Origin of the sequence: Daejeonella lutea, assembly GCF_900168015.1 — a bacterium.
Classification (GTDB): domain Bacteria; phylum Bacteroidota; class Bacteroidia; order Sphingobacteriales; family Sphingobacteriaceae; genus Daejeonella; species Daejeonella lutea.
On record NZ_FUYR01000001.1, the window covers coordinates 155,315 to 176,320 of the forward strand.

A 21,006-nucleotide genomic window follows, 5' to 3' on the forward strand; every position below is an offset into this window, starting at 1 on the left:
CCGTATGTTAGCCTTAAATTTAATTAATCGTAATGAGATTTGAACATAAATTTTAAGCCGTTGTTTAATTGTTTTTAAGACGTACTTTTGTCACATAATTTATACAGCGTGTCAAACTCAAAAAAGCTCCACAGCCTATCTGCAGCCGGATTATTGTTAAGTTTAGGGATAGTTTACGGAGATATTGGGACGTCCCCTTTGTATGTATTTAAAGCGATTGTAGGCGACAGGATCATAACTACAGATTTGATTTTAGGAGGATTATCCTGCATATTTTGGACCCTCACGCTGCAGACCACAATAAAGTATGTGATAATTACGTTACGGGCCGACAACAAAGGAGAGGGAGGGATACTCTCACTATTCTCACTTGTTAAGAAAAAGGCAAAGTGGTTGGTCATCCCCGCAATGATTGGGGGTGCATCTTTGCTTGCCGATGGGATGATCACTCCTCCCATTACAGTTTCTGCTGCAATTGAAGGACTTCGTGAGTTTAATGCGGACCTCCCGACAGTCCCTATTGTCATATTTATTATTTCGATTCTTTTTCTAGTTCAGCGCTTTGGAACTTCAATCATTGGTAAGGCTTTCGGACCGATCATGTTCTGCTGGTTCACGATGATGGCGGTTTTAGGGGGTATTTACCTGATGCAATTCCCTGAAATTTTAAAGGCAGTTAATCCTTACTATGCTTATCATATTCTTGCTGCAAACCCAAATGCGCTTTTAATTTTGGGTGGGGTATTTATGTGTACCACCGGGGCAGAAGCCTTATATTCCGATTTGGGCCATTGCGGACGTGCAAATATCCGCATGAGCTGGATTTATGTTAAAGCATGTCTCCTACTTAACTATTTCGGCCAGGGTGTATGGTTATGGCAGCATCAAGGTGGTATACTCGGAAAGCTGGATAATCCATTCTACAGTATCATGCCAGAATGGTTCACAATATTCGGTATTTGTATTGCAACCGCTGCGGCAGTTATCGCCAGTCAGGCAATGATATCAGGTTCATTTACACTTATCTCAGAAGCAGTCCGTTTGAATCTCTGGCCAAAGGTCAAGATCAATTATCCAAGTAACCAGAAAGGTCAATTATATGTTCCCTCGATAAATGCGTTGCTATGGGTGGGATGTATTATTGTTGTATTGATATTCAGGGAATCAACTAATATGGAAGGCGCGTATGGCCTCGCTATAAACCTTACCTTCCTAATGACAACCATCCTGGTAGCGGCATATTTGAAGAGGAAAAAATTCCCAAATTACGTTATAGCGATTTTCCTCAGTGTTTATGGAATTATCGAACTAGGTTTTCTCATTGCAAATATGGCAAAATTCATGCATGGAGGGTGGTTTACTCTATTACTGGCTAGTTTGATCCTCTCTGTTATGTGGGCATGGTCATCTGCAAGAAAGATCAAGAACCGCTTCGTTAAATTTGTGGAGATCGACAGCTATTACACAATTCTTAAGGAACTGAGCGATGATGAATCAGTTCCCAAATACGCATCTCAACTTGTGTATCTGACCAGCGCGAATTTCAACTCGGAGATAGAATCCAAGATTATGTACTCAATTCTCCAGAAACAACCCAAACGAGCAGATGTTTATTGGCTCGTACATGTTGATGTTACTGATGAGCCATTTACAAGGGAATATGAGGTTGACTTCCTGATTCCGAATAAACTTATTCGTATCGACTTCAAGTTGGGATTCCGAGTTGAACAGCAAATCAACGTATTCTTCCGGAAAGTTGTTGAGGAACTCGTACGAAATGGTGAGGTAGATATTATCAGTAAGTATACATCGCTCAACAAACATAAGATCATTGGTGATTTCAGGTTCATCGTGCTTGAAAAAGTCCTGTCGAAGTCAAATGTCCTGACGTTCATCGAAAGATTCATTATGGACTACTATTTCATTTTGAAGAAATTCTCTCTTTCCGAGGAGCGGGGCTTTGGGCTGGATATAAGTTTCGTGACCGTGGAACGCGTGCCGCTAATAGTTTCATCTCAAGATGATAATGAATTAAGGCGGACGTAGGTCTTAATCCGGGTATTGATTAGCGGGCATTACTTGCCTGGATGTTTTTGATAATTATTAGAAACACGGGATCATTTTTACTTGATGGCCTAACATCCGTCTTATCAGCGTGGTAATTTCGCCGTCCATTTGTTAGAGTAGCTTCTACGAAAATATGAAAAAGGCGTGCAAGAAAAGAAATGGTTAAACTGCCCGATAATATCTCTTCTAAACTGCATTTTTAACATTCAGCCTGCTTTTATGGTAACCGTAGGTAAAATAGATAATCAGGCCTAAAGCCAGCCAGATTAAAAATCGTAGCCAGTTTGTATAACCAAGTTCGGTCATTAAATAAAGGCAGCTAAGCAATCCGAGGACAGGTATAAGAGAAAGATTTTTAGTGAACGATAAAACTGACATAACGATCGCCGCTATTAAAAATAGGAAATAAGGTAGTTTATCCTTATAAACATGCCAGTCGCCATTATATGTAAACAAACCAAGGATCTCTTGCCGGAAAATCACGAAAAGTACGATGACCAGTAATGGCACGATATACCTGCTATTTACATAAGGGATTCTAAATCGTTTTCTATTCTCATCAGTCACGGGTTCCTCAGGTAATAGTAATACACCCCCGCAAACCAACACGAATGCAAATAAAGTTCCGATGCTGGTAAGGTCTGTTACCTCTGTCAGGTTCATAAATAATGCTGGAATTGCAACTACGCAGCCCGTTACGAGTGTTGCAAACCAGGGAGTTTTATATTTTGGATGAATACTAGAGAATTTTTTTGGCAGAAGACCGTCGCGGCTCATACTCATCCAGATTCGCGGTTGCCCCATCTGAAAGATTAGCAGCACACTAGCTGTGGCAATCACTGCGCTGATTGAAATTACATAACTTATTTTCTCCAGGCCAACACTTTTAAAAACATATGCCAAAGGGTCTTCAACCTGAAGGTATTTGTAATTTACCATTCCGGTCAACACTAAGGCTACCAGGATGTAGAGGACGGTACATATAATCAGCGAATAGATCATTCCTTTGGGTAAGTCTCGCTGCGGATCCTTGCATTCTTCTGCAGTAGTAGAAATCGCATCAAAGCCAATATAAGCGAAGAAAACCCCGGACACGCCTTTCATCATGCCTTCAAAGCCGTTTGGCAAGAATGGGTCCCAATTGGCAGGAGTCACGTAAAAGAAACCCAACAATATAACGCCAATAACCACTCCAACCTTTAAAATTACCATCGCGTTGGTTGCTTTTTTTGTTTCACGGATGCCGATATAAACCAGGTAAGTGATAAGGAACACAATGCCCAAAGCAGGGAGGTCCGCTATAAACTTAAAGTTCCCTGATCCCGGTGCTGTATTCCAGGCCTGGGCAGCATATTTAACCTTTTCGGTAATTGTACTCAGGTCGGTCCCTGCAGCCGTGACTTGCGTGTGTGCCTTTGCAGCAGACAAATAGTCCATGGTTAAATATGCTGGTATATGAATATTAAAACCTTCAAGTAAGTTAGTGAAATACTCGCTCCATGAAATCGCTACCGCTATATTACCAATCGCATATTCCATTAACAGATCCCAGCCGATAATCCAGGCTACGAGCTCGCCAAAAGAGGCATATGCATAAGTATATGCGCTTCCCGCAACAGGTATTCTCGAAGCAAATTCGGCATAACACAACGCAGAGAAACCGCATGTAATAGCAGTTATTACAAAGAGTATACTGACTCCGGGCCCGCCGTTAAAGGAAGCATTCCCGATGGTAGAAAAGATTCCTGCGCCTATAACAGCTGCTATACCCATCAACGTAAGATCCTTGACAGTTAAGACTCGCCGAAGCCCATGTTCATGTGCTTCAGCATCTGAAAAGCCCGCCTGACGGTCCCTCATTATAAGATCAATTGATTTTTTGCGGAAGAAGTTACCAGCCATAGAATTGCTTAAAGAAGTTTGGACCAAACATAAAAATTAATTCCCATTGATTCACAAAACAGATGACGTAACGGGGTGTTACAAATAATCAGATAGTTGTTAAGTCCAGAATTACGTAGTTTTGGCGAATAGAAATATGCAGAAGAAAATACGATCGAGTTTTGCTAATCTTATCCAAAGGCACCTGGCCTTTGTAGTACCGTTTATTATTCTGGTGGTTATTTGCCTTTATATTCTTTTGACTAATTCAAAGGCAGAACTATTTTTGTGGACAAATATTCGTCATAATACTTTCTTTGATGAATTTTTCAAGATTAGTACATTAGTAGGAGATGAGTTAACGACGCTAATTGTTTGCATAACGATGTTATTCATTAAATACAGATATGCAGTTCTCACATTTCTCGCTTACACCTATTCTTCAGTTATCGTGCAGATTCTAAAAAGAATATTTGACTCTCCACGGCCCAGTAAATTTTTCGAAGGCTTAAATCCCATCAGAACTATTGAAGGTTACCCCTTATATGAATTTCATAGCTTTCCGTCCGGCCATAGTACAAATGCGTTTACTCTTGCAGTAGTTCTGGCTTTTATTTTACCAAACCGAAAACTTCATTGGGTTATTATTCCAGTAGCCATTTTAACCGCATTTTCCCGTGTTTATCTTTCGCAGCACTTCTTCCAGGATGTTTTTGCAGGTTCAGTATTAGGAGTTGTCCTTACTTTTCACCTGATCTGGATGCTTGAAAATTCAGATTGGTACCACTCACCGAAACTCGAGGGAAGTTTGTTAAAAAAGAGAAATTCCGCTTAGGTTTTCCTCCTTCGGACTATATAAAAGATTATTCCAATTAGGAGCAAGCCTCCGGGAATAGCCCAATAGAGATATTTTTTATTTTCCGCATTGTTCTTGTTTATTTCTTCGCTGGTATACTGATCAGTTTTGTCGAGATTTTCATTCACCTCAATTGAATTGAAAAACTTTTCCTTTTCGGGAATTGCGAATTGATTGTGTAAGTCCTGGTAAAGAAATTCAAAGATATAGGTAGCACTGCTGGCGTGCAGAAGTCTGAAATTTCTATACAACACTCCACTTCCGGTGTCAATCTGGAGCGTAAAGTCTTTGACTTTTAGGTCGCCGATTGTTTCATCCTTTTCGTCTTTTATTATCGAGCTGCTTGAAACGGTACGTACATTTTTGATGTAATCATCGTAGTACCTTTTTAAATGCTTTTCTTTTTCAATGTCGGGGGTAACTGTAGGGTTGTCTGGTGTTTTGAAAATGAGGATAGTTCCCCAGGGACTAACAGCCACCAGACTGTACTTCTCATCTTTTTCAGTCTTTGTGAATCCTTTCGGGAGTTTTACAGAAACAGTGCTGTCGATTTGAACTGTTTCCCAATCCTGAGAGTAAGATGCAACTGACCGAAGTACTATCGCTAAAATTAAAATAATTGTTCTCATGGCAGGGGCTCTTGCAATAAGTGTGCCCGCTGTACACTAATCTAATTTTTTCAATTCGTCCTTTACAAATTCCACGAGTTCTTTGACATATGATTTGCTGAAATTGAATTCTATCCCAGCAGTTTCATAAATCTGTTTTATTGTCTTTGTATATCCCAGTTTTAATGCTTCCAGATAATCGTGCAATCCTTTCTCCGGATTCTCTTTATAGTTTTTCCAAACTGCGATGGCTCCTAGTTGGGCTATCCCGTATTCAACATAGTAGAAAGGCACCTCAAATATGTGAAGTTGCTTTTGCCACAAATTAAGAAGAGCCTCTTCGTGTTGGGTCCAATCTGCGAAATTATTACCAAATGGTGCAAAGATGCTTCTCCAAGCTTCCCTTCTTTCCTCGGACGTCTGATCTGGATTGGTATAAATCCAATGCTGAAACTGATCTACAACTGCCACCCATGGCAGTGTTTTTAAAACATCTTTTAACTGATCTTTTTTTGCACGTTTTAAATCTTCGGGATTATCGAAAAATACATCCCATTTATCCATTGAAATAAGCTCCATGCTCATAGAAGCGAGCTCGGCTACTTCTGAAGGAAGATGCTTGAAATCATTTAACTCAAGGTCAGCAGAGATAAAGGTATGTACCGCATGTCCGCCTTCATGGACCATTGTAGTAAGATCTCGGAAAGTGCCCGCCGAATTCATGAATATGAATGGCGCACCGCTTTCTGCGAGGGGGTAATTATAACCTCCCGGAGCTTTGCCTTTCCGGCTTTCCACATCAAAAAAGCCATTGGCCTTCATAATCTCAAGTCGTTCGCCAATATATGGATCCAACCCCTGAAAGCATTTGATAGATTTATCAATTAGCTCTTCTCCCGAGTTGAAGGGCTTAAGAGCCGCTTTTCCGGAAATATCCACATCCATGTCCCAGGGTTTTAGTTCCTCCAACCCTAAGGCCTTGCGGCGAATCTCTGCCTGCTCCTGGAGTATAGGTACAATTTCTTTCTTGATTGCTTCATGGAATTTATAGCAATCGTGGGGAGTATAGTCAAATCTGCCAAGGGCCTGGAACATATAATCCCTGAAATTTTCAAATCCGGCGTTTAATGCAACCTGGTGCCTTAATTTCAAAAGGCCATTGAAAAGCTCATCGAGTTTTTCCTTATCCTGCAGCCTCCTTGCCGTGATAGCTTCCCAAGTCTCCTTACGCAGGTTTCTGTCGGTGTCTTTCAGGAATACCGCAGCTTGCTCCAGGGTGTATTCTTTGCCACGCAGGTTTACCGACATGGCCCCAGTTATTGCCTGATATTTTTGCTGCTCCACTTGTATTTGGGTCTGCAAGGGGATATTTTCTTCTCTGAATAATTCAAGGGCTTTTTTAATTCCGCGGGTGTAGACAAAATATTTGCTCTTATCCAACTTCTCAGCGAATTTACTGCCGATAAATTTCTTGTTCAATTCATTGTTAAGCGGCGCGATCCTGGGTTCAATTTCCGTGGCAAAAAATTGGAAATCGGCAAGTAGCTTTTCATCGGTGGTATCACAGGTCATCCTGATGTATCTCCAGGCAAAATCTTCTTCTAGAGCAGCTTCAAGTTCACTCCGGTCCTTTAACCATTTTTCCAGGTCGGCAACAGAGTTGATATTCCTGGCCAATAATTCCTCAAACAACGGTTCCAGGTTCTCCCAGATTATTGTCAAATCCACAGGTATATAAATTCTAGCCTTCTTATTGATTTTGAGAGTTTCCATGATATTATAAAAGGTTTCTTAAATAAACGTCTAACAGAAAAAATACAGCAAATACAACCGACGCAATCCCATTGGTAGTAAAAAACGCCCGGTCTACCTTTGAAAGATCATTAGGTTTTACCAGCTGGTGCTGATAAATTAACAACATGATAAAAAAAATTATTCCGGCAAGATAAAACCAGCTCAAGCCGGAAACAAAATAAGGAACGCTGATGAATAAAACAGCGAAAAAATGAAGGACCGATGAGACTTTCAATGCCCGTTCTTTTCCAAGCCACGCTGGGATAGAATTTAACTGGTTCTCACGATCGAACTCCTCATCCTGCAAAGCATAGATAATGTCAAAACCGCTCACCCAGCACAGAACCGCCAGCGAAAAATATATTGGAAGCATTGCGAATTCTCCGGTTACAACCAGGTAAGCTCCGATTGGTGCCAGTGCCAATCCAAGCCCAAGGATTAAATGGCAAAGTGGAGTAAATCGTTTTGTATAACTGTATCCTAAAACCACAGCGAGTGCGACCGGAGAAAGGTAAAAACATAGCCGATTAATGAGCAGCGTAGTTGCCACCAGCAGCAAACAATTTATTATTGTAAAAGCAAGTGCTTCTCCCGATGAAATTCGTCCGGCCGGGATGTCCCGTACGACGGTCCGGGGATTTGCAGCGTCTATTTCGCGGTCAAGATATCGATTGAAAGCCATCGCTGCATTTCTGGCAAATATCATACACAGCACCATTAAAAGGAGCTTTATCCAGTTAAAGGTATGATCCGTAGTTGTTACGGCCAGAAAAAAGCCAATAAAAGCAAAGGGCATGGCAAAAACCGTATGAGCAAATAACACAAGCGAAAAGTACTTCTTCATGCTACCTGGTAAACGTTGAGTTCAGACCCTGAATGAAGTGCAATATTTCCTCTCTGCCATCCTGTGTTTCAGAAGATGTGATGTAATGCTGCGGAACCTCTTCGAAAATTTCCAGCAGCGCTTTACGAAATTTCGCAACTGCCTGGTCTGTCTTAACCCGGGATTGCTTGTCTGCTTTGGTAAAGATCAGTTGAAATGGCAGGCCATTTTCACCAAGCCATGAACAAAATTCAATATCGATTTTTTGCGGCTCAAGTCTGCTGTCAATCAGTACAAATACGCATTGCAGATTTTCCCTATTCCGAAGATAAAAGCTGATGAATTTCTGCCAGTCGGCGCGATTGCTCCGAGAAGTCTTCGCATATCCGTATCCGGGAAGATCCACGAGATGCCAATTTTCATTGATCAGAAAGTGGTTTATCAATTGAGTTTTACCGGGAGTTTGAGAGGTTTTGGCAAGGCCCTTTTTCTGAACAAGCATATTTATCAGAGAGGATTTGCCCACATTTGAACGTCCTATAAATGCGTATTCAGGCAATACCGGAGGGGGTAATTTGTCAGTTCTTGTATTGCTGCATTGAAATTCTGCGCTTTTGATTATCATCCGGACAAAGTTATGCGTTTTACGTTAAACGTTATGTGTTTTTTAAGTTAGACGTTTCTAAATACGCCGGAAGTTTAAATACTAATAATAGCTTGTTATTCGCTTATTGTGCGCAAGCAACGTATCACGTACAACGTAAAACGTAAAACTCTATCTTTGCAAGCGTATGTCCAAACCCGTTACCCCTTATCGCGATTCGGAAGCTTCCAAAAAAGAACAGGTCGCTACGATGTTTAACAATATTTCAGGTACTTACGACTTTCTGAATCATTTCCTTTCACTTGGTATTGATGTTATATGGCGAAAGATAGCCATTCGTGAACTGCTTAAAGACAAGCCTAAACACATACTTGACGTCGCGACTGGCACCGGTGACTTTGCCTTTGAATCTATAAAGATCTTAAATCCCGAAAAGATTACAGGAGTTGATATTTCTGAAGGGATGCTCGCTATCGCCAAACAAAAGATCCTGAAAAGGAACCTTCAAGACGTTTTCGATGTAAGGCTGGGCGATTCTGAGAAGCTTTTATTTGAGGATAATAGTTTTGATGCAGTAACCGTCGCATACGGGGTGCGTAATTTTGAAAACCTCGAAAAAGGTCTGTCAGATATGCTGCGGGTACTTAAACCGGGCGGCAAGGCAGTAATACTTGAATTCTCCAAACCGCGAATTTTTCCGATCAAACAGGGGTATAACTTCTATTTCAAATATGTGACCCCATCCATAGGTAAGCTTTTTTCTAAGGATGCAAGCGCTTATAGTTATTTGCCTGAATCGGTTGCTGCATTTCCAGATGGGAAGCAGTTTACCGACTTAATGATTAAAGTTGGATTCCAAAATACCAAATGGCGTCCTCTAGCGTTTGGGATTTGTTCGATTTATACCGGCACTAAATGAAGAAAAATCTTTACCTGACCTTTTTGCTCGCAGTTATTTTTCATGTTAACTTATTTGCGCAGCAAAATTGGGGCGGAGGAGTTGATAATGAGACACTGCATTTCGGGTTTAAGTTCCAGTACGTTGCCGCCGAATACAAGATTCAAAAAACCGCCGGATGGAGAGGGCCTTTTCCTGACCCAATCGATGGGACAGACATGGTTCCCGCACAATTGATTAGCCTGAGCTCGCCGGTTTCCAAAGGCTTTGCCCTTGGATTTGTTTCCGATTATAAGCTCAGTGAAAACACAAATCTTCGTTTTACACCGGGACTGGTATTCTCAGATATTTCTGCGATTTACGAATTTGATAATCCAACATACTCCGTGCAAAAGAAAGTGCAGGCGACATTCGTAGATCTACCAATTGGATTTAAGTTAAAAACCAACCGCTTAAATAATTACAGGGCATATATCATCGCAGGAGCTAAGTATTCCATGGACATTGTTTCAAAGAAGAAAAAGGATGACAGTGCATTAATCCCCTCTGAAAAATACCTGAAGAGCGTGCCGAACTCGTTGTGGTACGAAGCAGGGCTCGGACTCGATTTGTATTTCGAATGGTTCAAACTGTCGCCCGAAATCAAATTTTCACAAACCACAAAAAGTGTGCTTCTCGACAAAGACCGACTGGAAAACCCCTACATCGCACCAATCGATAAGATGTTCCTGAGGAATTTTCAGTTCAGTTTATTCTTTGAGTAACAACAACCCACATCATACTCTATACTTGTTACTTTATACTTTCCACTAATTCCTTATTTTCGATTTTTATTTATTTATGTCGAAAATAGCCTTAATTACAGGAGCAACCGCCGGGATTGGCGAAGCAACTGCCCGTCTTTTTGCTCAACAAAAATACAATCTGGTACTTCTGGCCCGCAGGACCGAAAGATTACAGTTGCTCGCTGAAAATCTCAGCTCAGAATTTGGAATCGAAGTAAAAACACTTGTTGTTGATGTCAGGGAAAAGGAGGCGGTACAAAAACTTGAGGGTCTCCCGGAAGAGTGGAAAAAGGTTGATGTGCTCATTAACAATGCAGGTCTTTCGCGCGGCCTGGATCCAATAAATGCAGGTGACACCGATGATTGGGACGTGATGATTGATACGAACGTCAAAGGATTATTATACGTAACTAAAATCGTATCCAACTGGATGATTAAAAACGGGTCAGGACATATAGTTAATATTGGTTCCATAGCCGGTAAGGAAACGTATATTAACGGCAATGTGTATTGCGCTACGAAATATGCCGTAGATTCTCTCAATCAAGCGATGCGGATCGATCTTTTGCCTCATAAAATTAAAGTAACTGGAATCCACCCTGGTGCCGTTGAAACCGAATTTTCTGAAGTCCGATTCAAAGGAGATAAAGAACGAGCAAAAAAGGTATATGATGGATTTGAGCCGCTGCACGCTCAGGACATCGCTGATACTATCTGGTTTGCCGTTTCCCGGCCGGCTCATGTAAACATCAATGACATGATCGTTTTGGCAGCTGCTCAAGCGAATACAACGCACTTATTGCGCGAGGTTTAATAGACGATCATATCAATAACTGGTTTTAGCTGTATTGAAGTCGATTAGAGCAATCACATTGCATGAAAAAGCCGCAGCGCAGTCGCTTGCAGTTAGCTCATTGCATGAAAAAGACGCAACGGAGTCGCTCCGAGCGACATCATTGCACGAAAAAGACGCAACAGAGTTACTCGGAGCGACATCGTTGCATGAAAATGCCGCGATATAGTCACTCAGAACCACATCATTGCGTGAAAAAGACGCAACAGAGTCGCTCGCAGCTACAACGATGCATGAAAAAGACGCAACTTTGCAAATAAAAAAGCAATAGACAACAAAATTCCCCCAACCCATATCAATTCCGTAGTTTTGCAGAAATTAGCAATCTGAAAATAAACTAACCAATGTCTCTTCAGGAAAAAATAGATCAGGATATTAAATCCGCCATGTTAAGCAAAGATGGGGTTCGCTTACGTGGTTTAAGGGCTGTAAAAGCTGCGTTGCTTGTTGCCAGAACAGAAAAAGGTGCCGCAGATGTGTTGACAGAAGAGGCCGAGGTGAAGGTGCTTCAGAAATTAGTGAAGCAGCGGAAGGAATCAGCCGAAATTTATCAGGAGCAAAAGCGCGATGACCTGTACCAGATCGAATTGGAAGAGATGCAAGTGATTGAAAACTATCTTCCGAAACAAATGAGCCGCGAAGAAGTAGCAGACCATGTGAAAGATGCGATCCGACGGTCAGGTGCAGAGAGTATGAAGGACATGGGTAAAGTTATGGGCTTAGTAAACAAGGAATTGGCAGGAAAAGCCGATGGGAAAACAATCTCTGAACTTGTGAAAGAACTCCTCGCCTAAGCTGAATACTTTTCACATTTCCCCACAAAAACATATATTTATAAGCATATAAATTAGTTTTTATACTGATTTTACTTTTAGACTTATATCTTAGCAGGTAACACGATATACGCACTTGACAATTCTATGGAGTTCGCAATTAAAGAAGAAAACGGTTTTAAATACATTGACGAAGGCGAGGGCGAAACTCTAGTATTGCTTCATGGATTAATGGGAGCGCTCAGTAATTGGACTGATGTGGTGACGGAATTTAAAAAAGATTACCGGGTGATAATACCGCTGCTACCTTTATACGATCTCCCTTTGCTTACTACAGGTGTAAAAACTCTCTCGAAATTCGTACACAAGTTTGTCAAGTATAAAGGCCTTAAAAATATCACGGTACTAGGTAATTCACTCGGCGGTCATGTGGGACTAATTTATACACTAAGCCATCCCGAAGAGGTCAAGTCACTGGTGCTTACAGGGAGTTCGGGATTATACGAAAATGCCTTCGGAGGTTCGTTCCCAAAGCGCGAGAGTTATGATTTTATAAAGGAAAAAGTAGAGTTTACGTTCTATAATCCTGCTACCGCAACAAAAGAGCTTGTTGATGAGGTATTCCAGATTGTAAATGACAGGGTTAAAGTTATCAGGATTTTGGCGATGGCAAAATCTGCGATACGCCATAATATGTCGAAAGACATCCATAAGATCAAAGTTCCCGTATGTTTAATCTGGGGACGTGACGATAAGATCACGCCGCCCGAGGTGGCCATAGAATTCCATCAGCTGCTACCTGATTCTGAATTAAATTGGATTGATAAATGCGGACATGCTCCAATGATGGAACAGCCTGAGGAATTTAACGTGTACCTGAGAAGGTTCCTCGATAAACAAAAAGAATAAATTATGTATGCACATGAACTCATATCTGATGCCATCCCGCCGGTAAGAACTTCTGATACCATTCAGAAGGTAATGGATCGGATGGCCGAGTTCAGAGTGAATCACCTGCCCATAGTCAATGACCAGCAGTTTCTTGGTTTGATATCTGATGAAGATCTTATCGAAGTCGCTGATTTAACGTTTCCAATTGGAGGACTCAGCCTTTCGCTTCATAATCCATTTGTATTCCAGGAGCAACATATTTATGATGTAATTCGCCTATTCTATGAACAGAAACTAACAATAGTCCCCGTTCTGGACGTAAACAAGAATTACAAAGGGTTAATTTCCATAAATACCATGATGGAGCATATTGCTACTATCACATCTGTGAAAGAGCCGGGCAGCATTATCATTTTGGAGATCAATAACCGTAATAACTCCCTGTCTCATATCGCTCAGATCGTAGAGTCAGATAATGCTCAGATATTAAGCTCCTACATCGAGTCATTTCCAGACTCCACTCGACTTGAAGTTACATTAAAACTTAACCGGACGGATATATCATCGATATTAGCTTCATTTTTAAGGTACGATTATAATGTCAAGGCCACATTTAACGACACTAAGTCAGATGATGGTACATCAGACAGATATGACCAGCTTATGAATTACCTTGATATCTAAAAAATCAGCATGAAGATTGCAATTTATGGCAGGCAGTTCAATAACACCGTCCTGCCTCATGTACAAATGGTTTTTGACAGCCTGGCTCAGTACGATATCGAACCATTTGTTTTTGATAAGTACAACCATTTCATATCCGGCAAAATATTCTTTCCTAAGAAATTTCAGATCTTTCGAAATCATCACGACCTTATTGCCGCAAAGGTCGATGTGGTGATTAGCCTTGGGGGCGATGGAACTTTACTGGATACTGTTACTTTAATTTGTAATTCAAATATTCCTGTCATTGGAATAAATTTCGGCCGGCTCGGATTTCTTGCAAGCATCAACAAAAATGATATTGCCTCAGCCATTCAAAGTCTTGTAAACAAGGAATTTACTTTGGATAGGAGGGAGCAGCTAATGCTTGATTCGGAACTACAGCTTTTTGGAAATGAGAATTTTGCTCTAAACGATATCACAATACATAAACGCGACACGTCGGCAATGATGATCGTTCATGCCTACCTAAATGGTGATTTTTTGAACTCGTATTGGGCTGATGGTTTAATTGTAGCTACACCCACCGGTTCCACTGCATATTCCTTGAGTTGTGGGGGACCGATCATTCTTCCAGGTTCTGGTAACATGGTCGTAACTCCTATTTCGCCACATAATCTAAATGTACGTCCGGTTGTTTTATCTGATAATAATATCCTTTCTTTCGAGATCGAAGGAAGAAGCTCTAAATATTTAGTTACCTGTGATTCGAGAACCGAAGTTATCGACGCGTCAATTAAGATCAAGGTCAGAAAGGCGGATTTCGGTATTAATTTGATCAGGCTGAATAATGAAAACTATTTATCTACGTTAAGGAACAAATTACTTTGGGGAATAGATACGAGAAACTATTAAGTAAATCCTTTTAATGCGCCGACTGATCCTTATTATTTGTTTCTTCTCACAAAGTTTTATTGCGTTATCCCAGACTTGGGAGGCCGGTGTTTCGGCTGGAGCTGCAGGTTATATGGGCGATCTTCAGCCGGTGAAACCTTATAAGTTTACCGATCCGGTATTTGGAGGGTTAATTAAGCGTAATTTCAACGGGCACTGGTCAGCTAAACTTGGAATTATGCGAGGTGCAATTCAAGGTGACGATGCCAAATCACGCAATGCCTACCAGATTGACCGCAATCTGCACTTCCGCACAGCTTTAACGGAATTGTCGCTCCAGGCTGAGCTGAACCTCTTTAATTATCTCCCTGGCGGCCTGCCTGGATTTGGTTCGAGGCGATTCAGCCCTTACATATTTGCTGGTGCCGCCGCCATATCTTTCAACCCGGTAGCGGATTATAATGGCAGTGAAATTGAGCTTCGCCCACTTCAAACCGAAGGTGTCGACTATAAAAAGAATGCACTGTCGGCCGTATACGGTGCTGGAGTCAAATATAACCTGAAAGGCAATTGGAATATTATTGGTGAGATTGGATACCGGACAGCATTTACAGATTACCTTGATGATGTTAGCGGAAGATATCAAGATTTTGCAGCGAATCCTCCGGCTAGTCCGGTAACACCTGATTTATCAGATCGTTCCCTAAGTCAGAGCGGGGCGCCAGGTGTGCAAAGAGGTGATTTCAGGCCAAGGGACACATATATGTTTACGGCAATCAGCCTTACTTATACGTTCGTTTCTTTCAAATGTCCAACGTTTTGAAAAGGGTAGAGGTCTTAAGGTGCTATTAAAAGATAAATGTTTTCTCCTGGCACCGGTAAACATATAAGCAAATACGATTGCACTACGCATGAACAACCCTATACAACTCTTCATATGTTTCCGATATGGTACGTGTTATTCGGACCTGAGACTTCTGGCCACGGATAGCTCCCAGTTCTTATCAGCTACCCTTAATTAATATTCCGTGCCCAAAATATATGCCTATATTTCCATACCTTTGCAGCTCTAATTTTCATGGTTAATTATATCAGCCAGTCAGATTTTAGTGTTATTTAATGAGTTTAATCGATCAAATAGATAAGGAGCGCCTTCCGCAACACGTTGCCATCATCATGGATGGGAATGGCCGATGGGCCAAGGAGAAGGGAAAACTGCGGGTTTTTGGTCATCAAAACGGTGTTGTTTCAGTGCGTGACACCGTAGAAGGAGCAGTGGAACTCGGAATAAAGCACCTTACCTTATATGCGTTTTCAACTGAAAACTGGAACCGCCCGAAGTTAGAGGTAATGGCCCTGATGGAATTGCTTGTATCTACCATAAATAAGGAAACCAAAACGCTGATGAAAAATGGTGTTCGGTTGAACGCCATTGGAAATCTGCAATCGCTTCCTGAAAAATGCTATCGTCAGTTAAATGAAACGATAGAAAAAACCTCGGCTAATACGGCCTGTACGCTCACGCTCGCGTTAAGCTATAGCTCACGCTGGGAAATTACTGACGCAGCGAAGCAACTTGCAGAGGATGTTAAGGAAGGCATTGTGCAGTTAGCGGATATTACCGAAGATACATTTGCCTCATATTTGAGCACTGCGGATATGCCTGACCCTGAATTAATGATCCGTACCAGCGGTGAGCACAGGATCAGTAATTATTTGCTTTGGCAGCTTGCATACTCGGAGCTGTATTTTACTTCTAAGCTTTGGCCAGATTTCAGAAGAGAAGACCTTTTTGAAGCTGTAATTGATTTTCAGAAGCGCGAACGTCGCTTTGGAATGACCAGTGAACAGTTGAACTAATTTTAACTTTAACACTTTTTAACAAGTGATTAGCTTACTTTAGCACCGTTAAACACGAAAAATGAACCGTATTTTAATTATAATATTTTTACTTATTTCAGGCACATCTGCTATGGCGCAGTTTGGACGGACCGGAACTCAGCAGCCTGCCAGACCAACTACAACCAGCTCGGAAATAAGTTACCTTAACCCGCAGGAATTTACCATTGGCGGTACCACGGTATCTGGTACTCAGTTCCTTGACAAGTCAGTGCTGATCACTATTTCAAAGCTGACTACAGGTGATAAGATTATGGTTCCAGGTGACGCGACATCAAATGCGGTAAAGAACCTATGGGCTCAGGGATTATTTGACGATGTCAAATTAAATGTTGCTGAAATCAGGGGTGATTCTATCTTTTTTGATATCGTGGTGGTAGAACGTCCACGACTCACACGGATTGATCTTCTCGGCTTAAAGAAAGGTGAAGTTACCGATGTTAAAGCAAAGTTAAATGATAAAACCGGGAAGGTTGTTAATGAGAACTTACTCAAAACTACAACTGATATCATTAAAAAGCATTTTAATGAAAAAGGTTATCTCTACACAGATGTTTCTATAGCTCAACGGAAAGATACCGCAGAAGCTAATAATATGATATTAGATATCACGGTTGATAAAAATAAGCGTGTAAAGATTGACGAGATTGTTTTTACAGGAAATAAGGACTTCAAGGATAAGACTCTTAAAAAGTATCTTAAGAAAACCAAAGAGCGGGCGTTTTACAAAGTTTTTGGATCTGCTAAATTCCTGCAGGCTAAATATGACGAGGACAAACTGACGCTGATTTCTAAAATGCATGAGAAGGGATACAGAGATGCTGAGATAATTAGTGACTCAACATACCGCTCAAGTGAAAACGGGGTAACGGTAAAGATCAATCTCTACGAAGGGCCTAAATATTATTTTGGAAACATCACATTCGCGGGCAATGCAAAATACCCGCGCGAATTCCTGGAGACTCTGCTTTCCATTAAGAAGGGCGAAGTATTTAGTGAAGAAAAACTTACCAGAAAACTATCAAGCAGTCCGAACGGGGATGATATTTCATCACTTTACCTGAATGACGGATATTTGACCTTCAACGTTGATCCGGTCCAAACTAAGATTTATGGCGATACCATTGATCTTGAGATAAGGATGTATGAAGGCCCGCAGTACACTGTAAATAAAGTGATGGTGAAGGGTAATGACCTGACGAACGACAAGGTTATTCTTAGGGAAATACGTACCAAGCCAGGACAAAAATTTTCAAAAGAACTGATCGTCCGTAGTACACGTGAAATTGCTCAGTTAGGGAATTTTGATGATACTAAAACGGATCCTAAACCAATAAATATCAATCCTAATGAAGGAACTGTTGATATAGAATATAATGTGGTTGAAAAGCCTTCTGATCAGATCGAGCTTTCGGGTGGTTTTGGTGGCGGACGTGTTGTTGGTACTCTTGGTCTGACTTTTAATAACTTTTCTGCGCGTAATCTCTTTAATATGAGCGCATGGAAGCCACTTCCTAAAGGTGATGGGCAGAAATTGAGTATAAGAGGACAAACAAACGGTAAATTCTATCAGTCATACAGCTTTTCATTCTCTGAGCCATGGCTTGGAGGCAAAAAGCCTATTTATTTTGGAATAAGTGCATTTACATCTTTGCAATCTAACGGATTACGCGACAGTGATATTGATCAGCAAAAAATCCGGTTAAATGGTATGACCTTCACCCTTGGTCAGCGTCTGAAATGGCCGGATGATTATTTCCAGGCTAATACTTCGATCAACTTGCAGCAATACAAGCTGAATAATTACAATCAGTTTATATTTGCTACAGGGACGTCCTATAACTTCAATTTGACGCAGGAATTCAGCCGCAGCTCAATTGATGCGCCGATTTTCCCGACTTCTGGATCAAACCTTAAACTTACCATTCAGGCAACCCCACCATATTCTCTTTTAAACAATAAGAATTATGCTATCGCCACGGACAAGGAGAAATATAAGTTTACTGAATACCATAAGTGGAAATTCGAATCGCAATGGTTCCAAAGAATATACGGTAAGCTGGTTTTGAAAGCACAGGCACAATTTGGTTTGCTGGGAATATATAATACTGCTGTGGGTCAGTCTGCATTTGAACGTTTCAAACTCGGTGGCGATGGTATGCAGGGATTTGACTATCTGCAGGGTTCTGAAATTATCGCTATGCGTGGTTATGCAAACAATGCAGTTATCCCTTCTGGCTCTAATCCAACGATTGCCCAAGGATCCGGAAGCCCGATATTTAACAAATATGTATTAGAGTTACGACACCCGATCACTGCCAGTCAGTCTGCCACAATCTTCGTTCTTGCATTTGCTGAAGGGGGTAATACCTGGAATTCTTTCCGTGACTTTGCTCCATTTAATGTTAGAAGAACAGCTGGGTTTGGAGCACGTGTGTTTTTACCTATATTCGGCTTACTTGGTATTGACTACGGTTTTGCTTTTGATAAAATACCTGGTCTCAGTGACAATGGCAGACAACCTTTTACGTTTAGTATATCGCAAGCGTTAAATGGCGGATTTAATTAATTAAGATGAAGAGAGTAATTTTAGGTACTTTATTACTATTTTTAATATCATTCACAGCTTCAGCACAACGATTTGCTTATGTTGATAGTGATTATATTTTAAAACATATTCCCGAATACACCTCATCCCAAAAGCAGTTGGATGCATTATCTGCCCAATGGCAAAAGGATGTTGATTCGAGATTTGCGGACATTGAAAGGTTATTTAAGGCGTATCAGGCCGATCAGGTTTTACTGACAGAAGATATGCGGAAACGCCGGGAATCGGAAATAATCGAAAAGGAAAATGCTGCCAAAGAATTTCAAAGGCTTAAATTTGGTTTCGAAGGCGAGCTTTTTCAGGTGCGGACAAGACTTATCAAACCCATCCAGGATCGCGTAGCAAAAGCAATACAAGCTGTTGCAGATGCCCAGCAATTGGATATGATATTTGACAAAAATAGCGAGATCACACTTTTATATGCAAGTCCACGTTTAGACAAAAGCAATGATGTAGTTACACGCCTGGGATACAAACCAGGAACATTTGTTACCAATTAAGAGCTCTCATAAATCATAAACAAAAAACAGAACAAACAATAAAACAATGAAGAAATTATTTAGAATAGGATTAGTTGCAGCAGGATTATTCATGGCAGGAAATGTAGCTAACGCTCAGCAGAAATTTGGACACATAAACTCTGCCGACCTATTACAGTCAATGCCTGAAATGAAAACCGCTGATGCTAATTTTCAAACTTTTGCTAAACAAAAGCAAACGGAATTAGAATTAATGGATGCAGAGCGCACCAAAAAAATCACACTTTACAACGATAAAACAAAAGCTTTAAGTGAGGCAAACAAGGAAACTCTTGGAAAAGAAATCGAAGCCCTTGTGAAGGAAATTCAGGATATGGAAAAACGGATCACTGAAACTCAGGAAAAATCTCAGGAGCTTTTAACCACAAAACGGACTGAACTTTATCAGCCAGTTTTCAAAAAAGCCGAAGATGCGGTTAAAGTTGTAGCGAAGGAAAAAGGATTCGCTTACGTATTTGATGTATCTCAGCCAGGTGTTGTTTATTTCGATGGAGGAGAGGATTTGCTCGCAGCAGTTAAAACCAAGTTAGGTATCACTACAGCAAGTAAGTAAAAGCAACGTATTTATTTAGAGAAGCGTAATCGGGAATGGTTACGCTTTTTTTATGAGGGAGAATGAAGTGCCAAGAATCACGTATTTGAATGAAAAGGTGTATTAGTAAAAAAAGTTCGTCATTGTGATATATAAACTTATACCGGCTTTCAGTCCACTCTTCATCGTTCACCTTCAACTGTCAACTGTTTAAAAAAATGAGTTCATCATTGCCTATCGGGATTTTTGACTCCGGAATTGGCGGACTTACAGTGGCAAATGCCATTCGTAAGATCCTACCTAACGAACAGCTTATCTATTTTGGAGATACCGCACATATGCCTTATGGTGATAAGTCGCCGGAGGCTATAAAATTCTACAGCCTCAAGATCGCCAAGTTTTTGCTGGATAAAAATTGCAAGATGATTGTCATTGCCTGCAATACTGCATCATCTCATGCATTTCATGAACTCATCCACTTTCTGGGTGATCGGATCCCGATTATTAATGTTATCGACCCCGTTGTTGACCTCATGGTAAAAAGCGGGGACGATAAAAAAATAGGGGTGATTGGAACCAAATCTACAATAAGGTCTGATATCTATGCCCGAAAGTTCAAACAGGCGGATCCGGGTATTGAGGTATCGTCCCTTGCTACACCATTGCTGGCTCCAATGATCGAAGAAGGCTTCTTTGACAATAATATAAGCAAGACCGTAATTAATTCATACTTGTCATCTTCCAAGCTAAAAAAGATCGATAGTCTGATTCTTGCATGTACGCATTATCCGCTGATAAAGTCGGAAATATCGTCCTTTTATAAGGGAAAGGTCAACATTATTAATACAGCTGAAATTGTTGCTCAGCATGTGAAAGATCGCTTGTCTGATCTACAGCTTTTAAATGCTGAGCCGGCAAAAAAGCATCAATTTTTCGTATCGGATTACACCCCCTCTTTCGCTAAAAGTACAAGGCTGTTCTTTGGGGAGAAGATCAATCTCAAACTTGAACCAATCTGGGACTGAAGTCAAGAATCAT

At 40.9% G+C, this 21,006-nt stretch carries 21 protein-coding genes; 16 read left to right on the forward strand and 5 right to left on the reverse strand.

Going from position 1 to position 21,006, the window contains the following annotated elements:
• Positions 1 to 108: 108 nt before the first annotated feature.
• Positions 109 to 2,046, forward strand: a complete 1,938-nt coding sequence (locus tag B5X60_RS00805) for a KUP/HAK/KT family potassium transporter (RefSeq protein WP_079700671.1) — start codon at positions 109 to 111, stop codon at positions 2,044 to 2,046.
• A gap of 207 nt (positions 2,047 to 2,253) precedes the next feature.
• Here B5X60_RS00805 and B5X60_RS00810 read toward each other — a convergent pair whose 3' ends face one another.
• Positions 2,254 to 3,969, reverse strand: coding sequence for an amino acid permease (locus B5X60_RS00810; RefSeq protein ID WP_079700672.1), 1,716 nt, complete (start codon positions 3,967 to 3,969; stop codon positions 2,254 to 2,256).
• 136 nt (positions 3,970 to 4,105) lie between these two features.
• Between B5X60_RS00810 and B5X60_RS00815 the strand changes: the two genes are divergently transcribed.
• Positions 4,106 to 4,783, forward strand: coding sequence for a phosphatase PAP2 family protein (locus tag B5X60_RS00815; protein ID WP_079700673.1), 678 nt, complete (start codon positions 4,106 to 4,108; stop codon positions 4,781 to 4,783).
• On the opposite strand, the gene B5X60_RS00820 is transcribed toward B5X60_RS00815, so the two are convergent.
• Genes B5X60_RS00820 through yihA form a run of 4 tightly spaced genes read right to left on the reverse strand, consistent with a single transcriptional unit; the run spans position 4,780 to position 8,654 of the window.
• A complete protein-coding gene (locus tag B5X60_RS00820) occupies positions 4,780 to 5,433 on the reverse strand; it encodes a hypothetical protein (protein WP_079700674.1) in 654 nt (217 codons plus the stop codon). The two genes, B5X60_RS00815 and B5X60_RS00820, sit on opposite strands and share 4 nt — an antisense overlap.
• A gap of 36 nt (positions 5,434 to 5,469) precedes the next feature.
• Entirely contained in the window at positions 5,470 to 7,185 is a 1,716-nt protein-coding gene (locus B5X60_RS00825) for a M3 family oligoendopeptidase (RefSeq protein ID WP_079700675.1), read from the reverse strand.
• 4 nt (positions 7,186 to 7,189) lie between these two features.
• A complete protein-coding gene (locus B5X60_RS00830; protein ID WP_079700676.1) occupies positions 7,190 to 8,050 on the reverse strand; it encodes a UbiA-like polyprenyltransferase in 861 nt (286 codons plus the stop codon).
• Position 8,051: 1 nt separating this feature from the next.
• Positions 8,052 to 8,654 (reverse strand): ribosome biogenesis GTP-binding protein YihA/YsxC, encoded by a 603-nt coding sequence (yihA, locus tag B5X60_RS00835; RefSeq protein WP_079700677.1) that lies wholly within the window; start codon positions 8,652 to 8,654, stop codon positions 8,052 to 8,054.
• Between the two features lie 166 nt (positions 8,655 to 8,820).
• On the opposite strand from yihA, the gene ubiE reads away from it, so the two are divergent.
• The 14 genes from ubiE (at position 8,821) to murI (ending at position 20,993) form a co-directional block, all read left to right on the forward strand.
• Positions 8,821 to 9,552: a bifunctional demethylmenaquinone methyltransferase/2-methoxy-6-polyprenyl-1,4-benzoquinol methylase UbiE gene (ubiE, locus tag B5X60_RS00840; RefSeq protein ID WP_079700678.1), complete on the forward strand. Its 732-nt coding sequence runs from the start codon at positions 8,821 to 8,823 to the stop codon at positions 9,550 to 9,552.
• Positions 9,549 to 10,295 (forward strand): type IX secretion/gliding motility protein PorT/SprT, encoded by a 747-nt coding sequence (gene porT / locus B5X60_RS00845; RefSeq protein ID WP_079700679.1) that lies wholly within the window; start codon positions 9,549 to 9,551, stop codon positions 10,293 to 10,295. Before ubiE ends, porT begins: the two co-directional genes overlap by 4 nt.
• A gap of 76 nt (positions 10,296 to 10,371) precedes the next feature.
• A complete protein-coding gene (locus B5X60_RS00850; protein WP_079700680.1) occupies positions 10,372 to 11,130 on the forward strand; it encodes an SDR family NAD(P)-dependent oxidoreductase in 759 nt (252 codons plus the stop codon).
• Between the two features lie 34 nt (positions 11,131 to 11,164).
• A complete protein-coding gene (locus B5X60_RS18180; protein WP_170878351.1) occupies positions 11,165 to 11,338 on the forward strand; it encodes a hypothetical protein in 174 nt (57 codons plus the stop codon).
• Positions 11,339 to 11,513: 175 nt separating this feature from the next.
• Positions 11,514 to 11,963 (forward strand): GatB/YqeY domain-containing protein, encoded by a 450-nt coding sequence (locus B5X60_RS00855; RefSeq protein ID WP_079700681.1) that lies wholly within the window; start codon positions 11,514 to 11,516, stop codon positions 11,961 to 11,963.
• 126 nt (positions 11,964 to 12,089) lie between these two features.
• Positions 12,090 to 12,851 carry an alpha/beta fold hydrolase gene (locus B5X60_RS00860; RefSeq protein WP_079700682.1) on the forward strand — a complete coding sequence of 254 codons (762 nt, stop codon included), beginning with the start codon at positions 12,090 to 12,092 and terminating at the stop codon, positions 12,849 to 12,851.
• A gap of 3 nt (positions 12,852 to 12,854) precedes the next feature.
• Entirely contained in the window at positions 12,855 to 13,517 is a 663-nt protein-coding gene (locus tag B5X60_RS00865; protein WP_079700683.1) for a CBS domain-containing protein, read from the forward strand.
• Positions 13,518 to 13,526: 9 nt separating this feature from the next.
• Positions 13,527 to 14,411, forward strand: coding sequence for an NAD kinase (locus B5X60_RS00870; RefSeq protein WP_079700684.1), 885 nt, complete (start codon positions 13,527 to 13,529; stop codon positions 14,409 to 14,411).
• 13 nt (positions 14,412 to 14,424) lie between these two features.
• Positions 14,425 to 15,213: a type IX secretion system protein PorG gene (gene porG / locus B5X60_RS00875; RefSeq protein ID WP_079700685.1), complete on the forward strand. Its 789-nt coding sequence runs from the start codon at positions 14,425 to 14,427 to the stop codon at positions 15,211 to 15,213.
• A 296-nt stretch (positions 15,214 to 15,509) separates the two neighbouring features.
• Positions 15,510 to 16,250, forward strand: coding sequence for an isoprenyl transferase (locus tag B5X60_RS00880; protein ID WP_079700686.1), 741 nt, complete (start codon positions 15,510 to 15,512; stop codon positions 16,248 to 16,250).
• A 61-nt stretch (positions 16,251 to 16,311) separates the two neighbouring features.
• A complete protein-coding gene (bamA, locus tag B5X60_RS00885; protein WP_079700687.1) occupies positions 16,312 to 18,858 on the forward strand; it encodes an outer membrane protein assembly factor BamA in 2,547 nt (848 codons plus the stop codon).
• Positions 18,859 to 18,863: 5 nt separating this feature from the next.
• Positions 18,864 to 19,397 (forward strand): OmpH family outer membrane protein, encoded by a 534-nt coding sequence (locus tag B5X60_RS00890; protein WP_079700688.1) that lies wholly within the window; start codon positions 18,864 to 18,866, stop codon positions 19,395 to 19,397.
• 46 nt (positions 19,398 to 19,443) lie between these two features.
• Positions 19,444 to 19,989 (forward strand): OmpH family outer membrane protein, encoded by a 546-nt coding sequence (locus tag B5X60_RS00895; RefSeq protein ID WP_079700689.1) that lies wholly within the window; start codon positions 19,444 to 19,446, stop codon positions 19,987 to 19,989.
• 197 nt (positions 19,990 to 20,186) lie between these two features.
• Positions 20,187 to 20,993 (forward strand): glutamate racemase, encoded by an 807-nt coding sequence (gene murI / locus B5X60_RS00900; protein ID WP_079700690.1) that lies wholly within the window; start codon positions 20,187 to 20,189, stop codon positions 20,991 to 20,993.
• Positions 20,994 to 21,006: the final 13 nt, after the last annotated feature.

What these genes read in the sequence shown, in the direction of transcription:
- B5X60_RS00855 (WP_079700681.1), top strand. Translation starts at nt 11,514, where the DNA reads ATGTCTCTTCAGGAAAAAATAGATCAGGATATTAAATCCGCCATGTTA.
- B5X60_RS00865 (WP_079700683.1), top strand. Translation starts at nt 12,855, where the DNA reads ATGTATGCACATGAACTCATATCTGATGCCATCCCGCCGGTAAGAACT.
- porG (WP_079700685.1), top strand. Translation starts at nt 14,425, where the DNA reads ATGCGCCGACTGATCCTTATTATTTGTTTCTTCTCACAAAGTTTTATT.
- yihA (WP_079700677.1), bottom strand. Translation starts at nt 8,654, where the DNA reads ATGATAATCAAAAGCGCAGAATTTCAATGCAGCAATACAAGAACTGAC.
- bamA (WP_079700687.1), top strand. Translation starts at nt 16,312, where the DNA reads ATGAACCGTATTTTAATTATAATATTTTTACTTATTTCAGGCACATCT.
- B5X60_RS00895 (WP_079700689.1), top strand. Translation starts at nt 19,444, where the DNA reads ATGAAGAAATTATTTAGAATAGGATTAGTTGCAGCAGGATTATTCATG.
- B5X60_RS00870 (WP_079700684.1), top strand. Translation starts at nt 13,527, where the DNA reads ATGAAGATTGCAATTTATGGCAGGCAGTTCAATAACACCGTCCTGCCT.
- B5X60_RS00890 (WP_079700688.1), top strand. Translation starts at nt 18,864, where the DNA reads ATGAAGAGAGTAATTTTAGGTACTTTATTACTATTTTTAATATCATTC.
- murI (WP_079700690.1), top strand. Translation starts at nt 20,187, where the DNA reads ATGAGTTCATCATTGCCTATCGGGATTTTTGACTCCGGAATTGGCGGA.
- B5X60_RS00860 (WP_079700682.1), top strand. Translation starts at nt 12,090, where the DNA reads ATGGAGTTCGCAATTAAAGAAGAAAACGGTTTTAAATACATTGACGAA.
- ubiE (WP_079700678.1), top strand. Translation starts at nt 8,821, where the DNA reads ATGTCCAAACCCGTTACCCCTTATCGCGATTCGGAAGCTTCCAAAAAA.
- B5X60_RS00815 (WP_079700673.1), top strand. Translation starts at nt 4,106, where the DNA reads ATGCAGAAGAAAATACGATCGAGTTTTGCTAATCTTATCCAAAGGCAC.
- porT (WP_079700679.1), top strand. Translation starts at nt 9,549, where the DNA reads ATGAAGAAAAATCTTTACCTGACCTTTTTGCTCGCAGTTATTTTTCAT.
- B5X60_RS00850 (WP_079700680.1), top strand. Translation starts at nt 10,372, where the DNA reads ATGTCGAAAATAGCCTTAATTACAGGAGCAACCGCCGGGATTGGCGAA.
- B5X60_RS00820 (WP_079700674.1), bottom strand. Translation starts at nt 5,433, where the DNA reads ATGAGAACAATTATTTTAATTTTAGCGATAGTACTTCGGTCAGTTGCA.
- B5X60_RS00825 (WP_079700675.1), bottom strand. Translation starts at nt 7,185, where the DNA reads ATGGAAACTCTCAAAATCAATAAGAAGGCTAGAATTTATATACCTGTG.
- B5X60_RS00830 (WP_079700676.1), bottom strand. Translation starts at nt 8,050, where the DNA reads ATGAAGAAGTACTTTTCGCTTGTGTTATTTGCTCATACGGTTTTTGCC.
- B5X60_RS00810 (WP_079700672.1), bottom strand. Translation starts at nt 3,969, where the DNA reads ATGGCTGGTAACTTCTTCCGCAAAAAATCAATTGATCTTATAATGAGG.
- B5X60_RS00880 (WP_079700686.1), top strand. Translation starts at nt 15,510, where the DNA reads ATGAGTTTAATCGATCAAATAGATAAGGAGCGCCTTCCGCAACACGTT.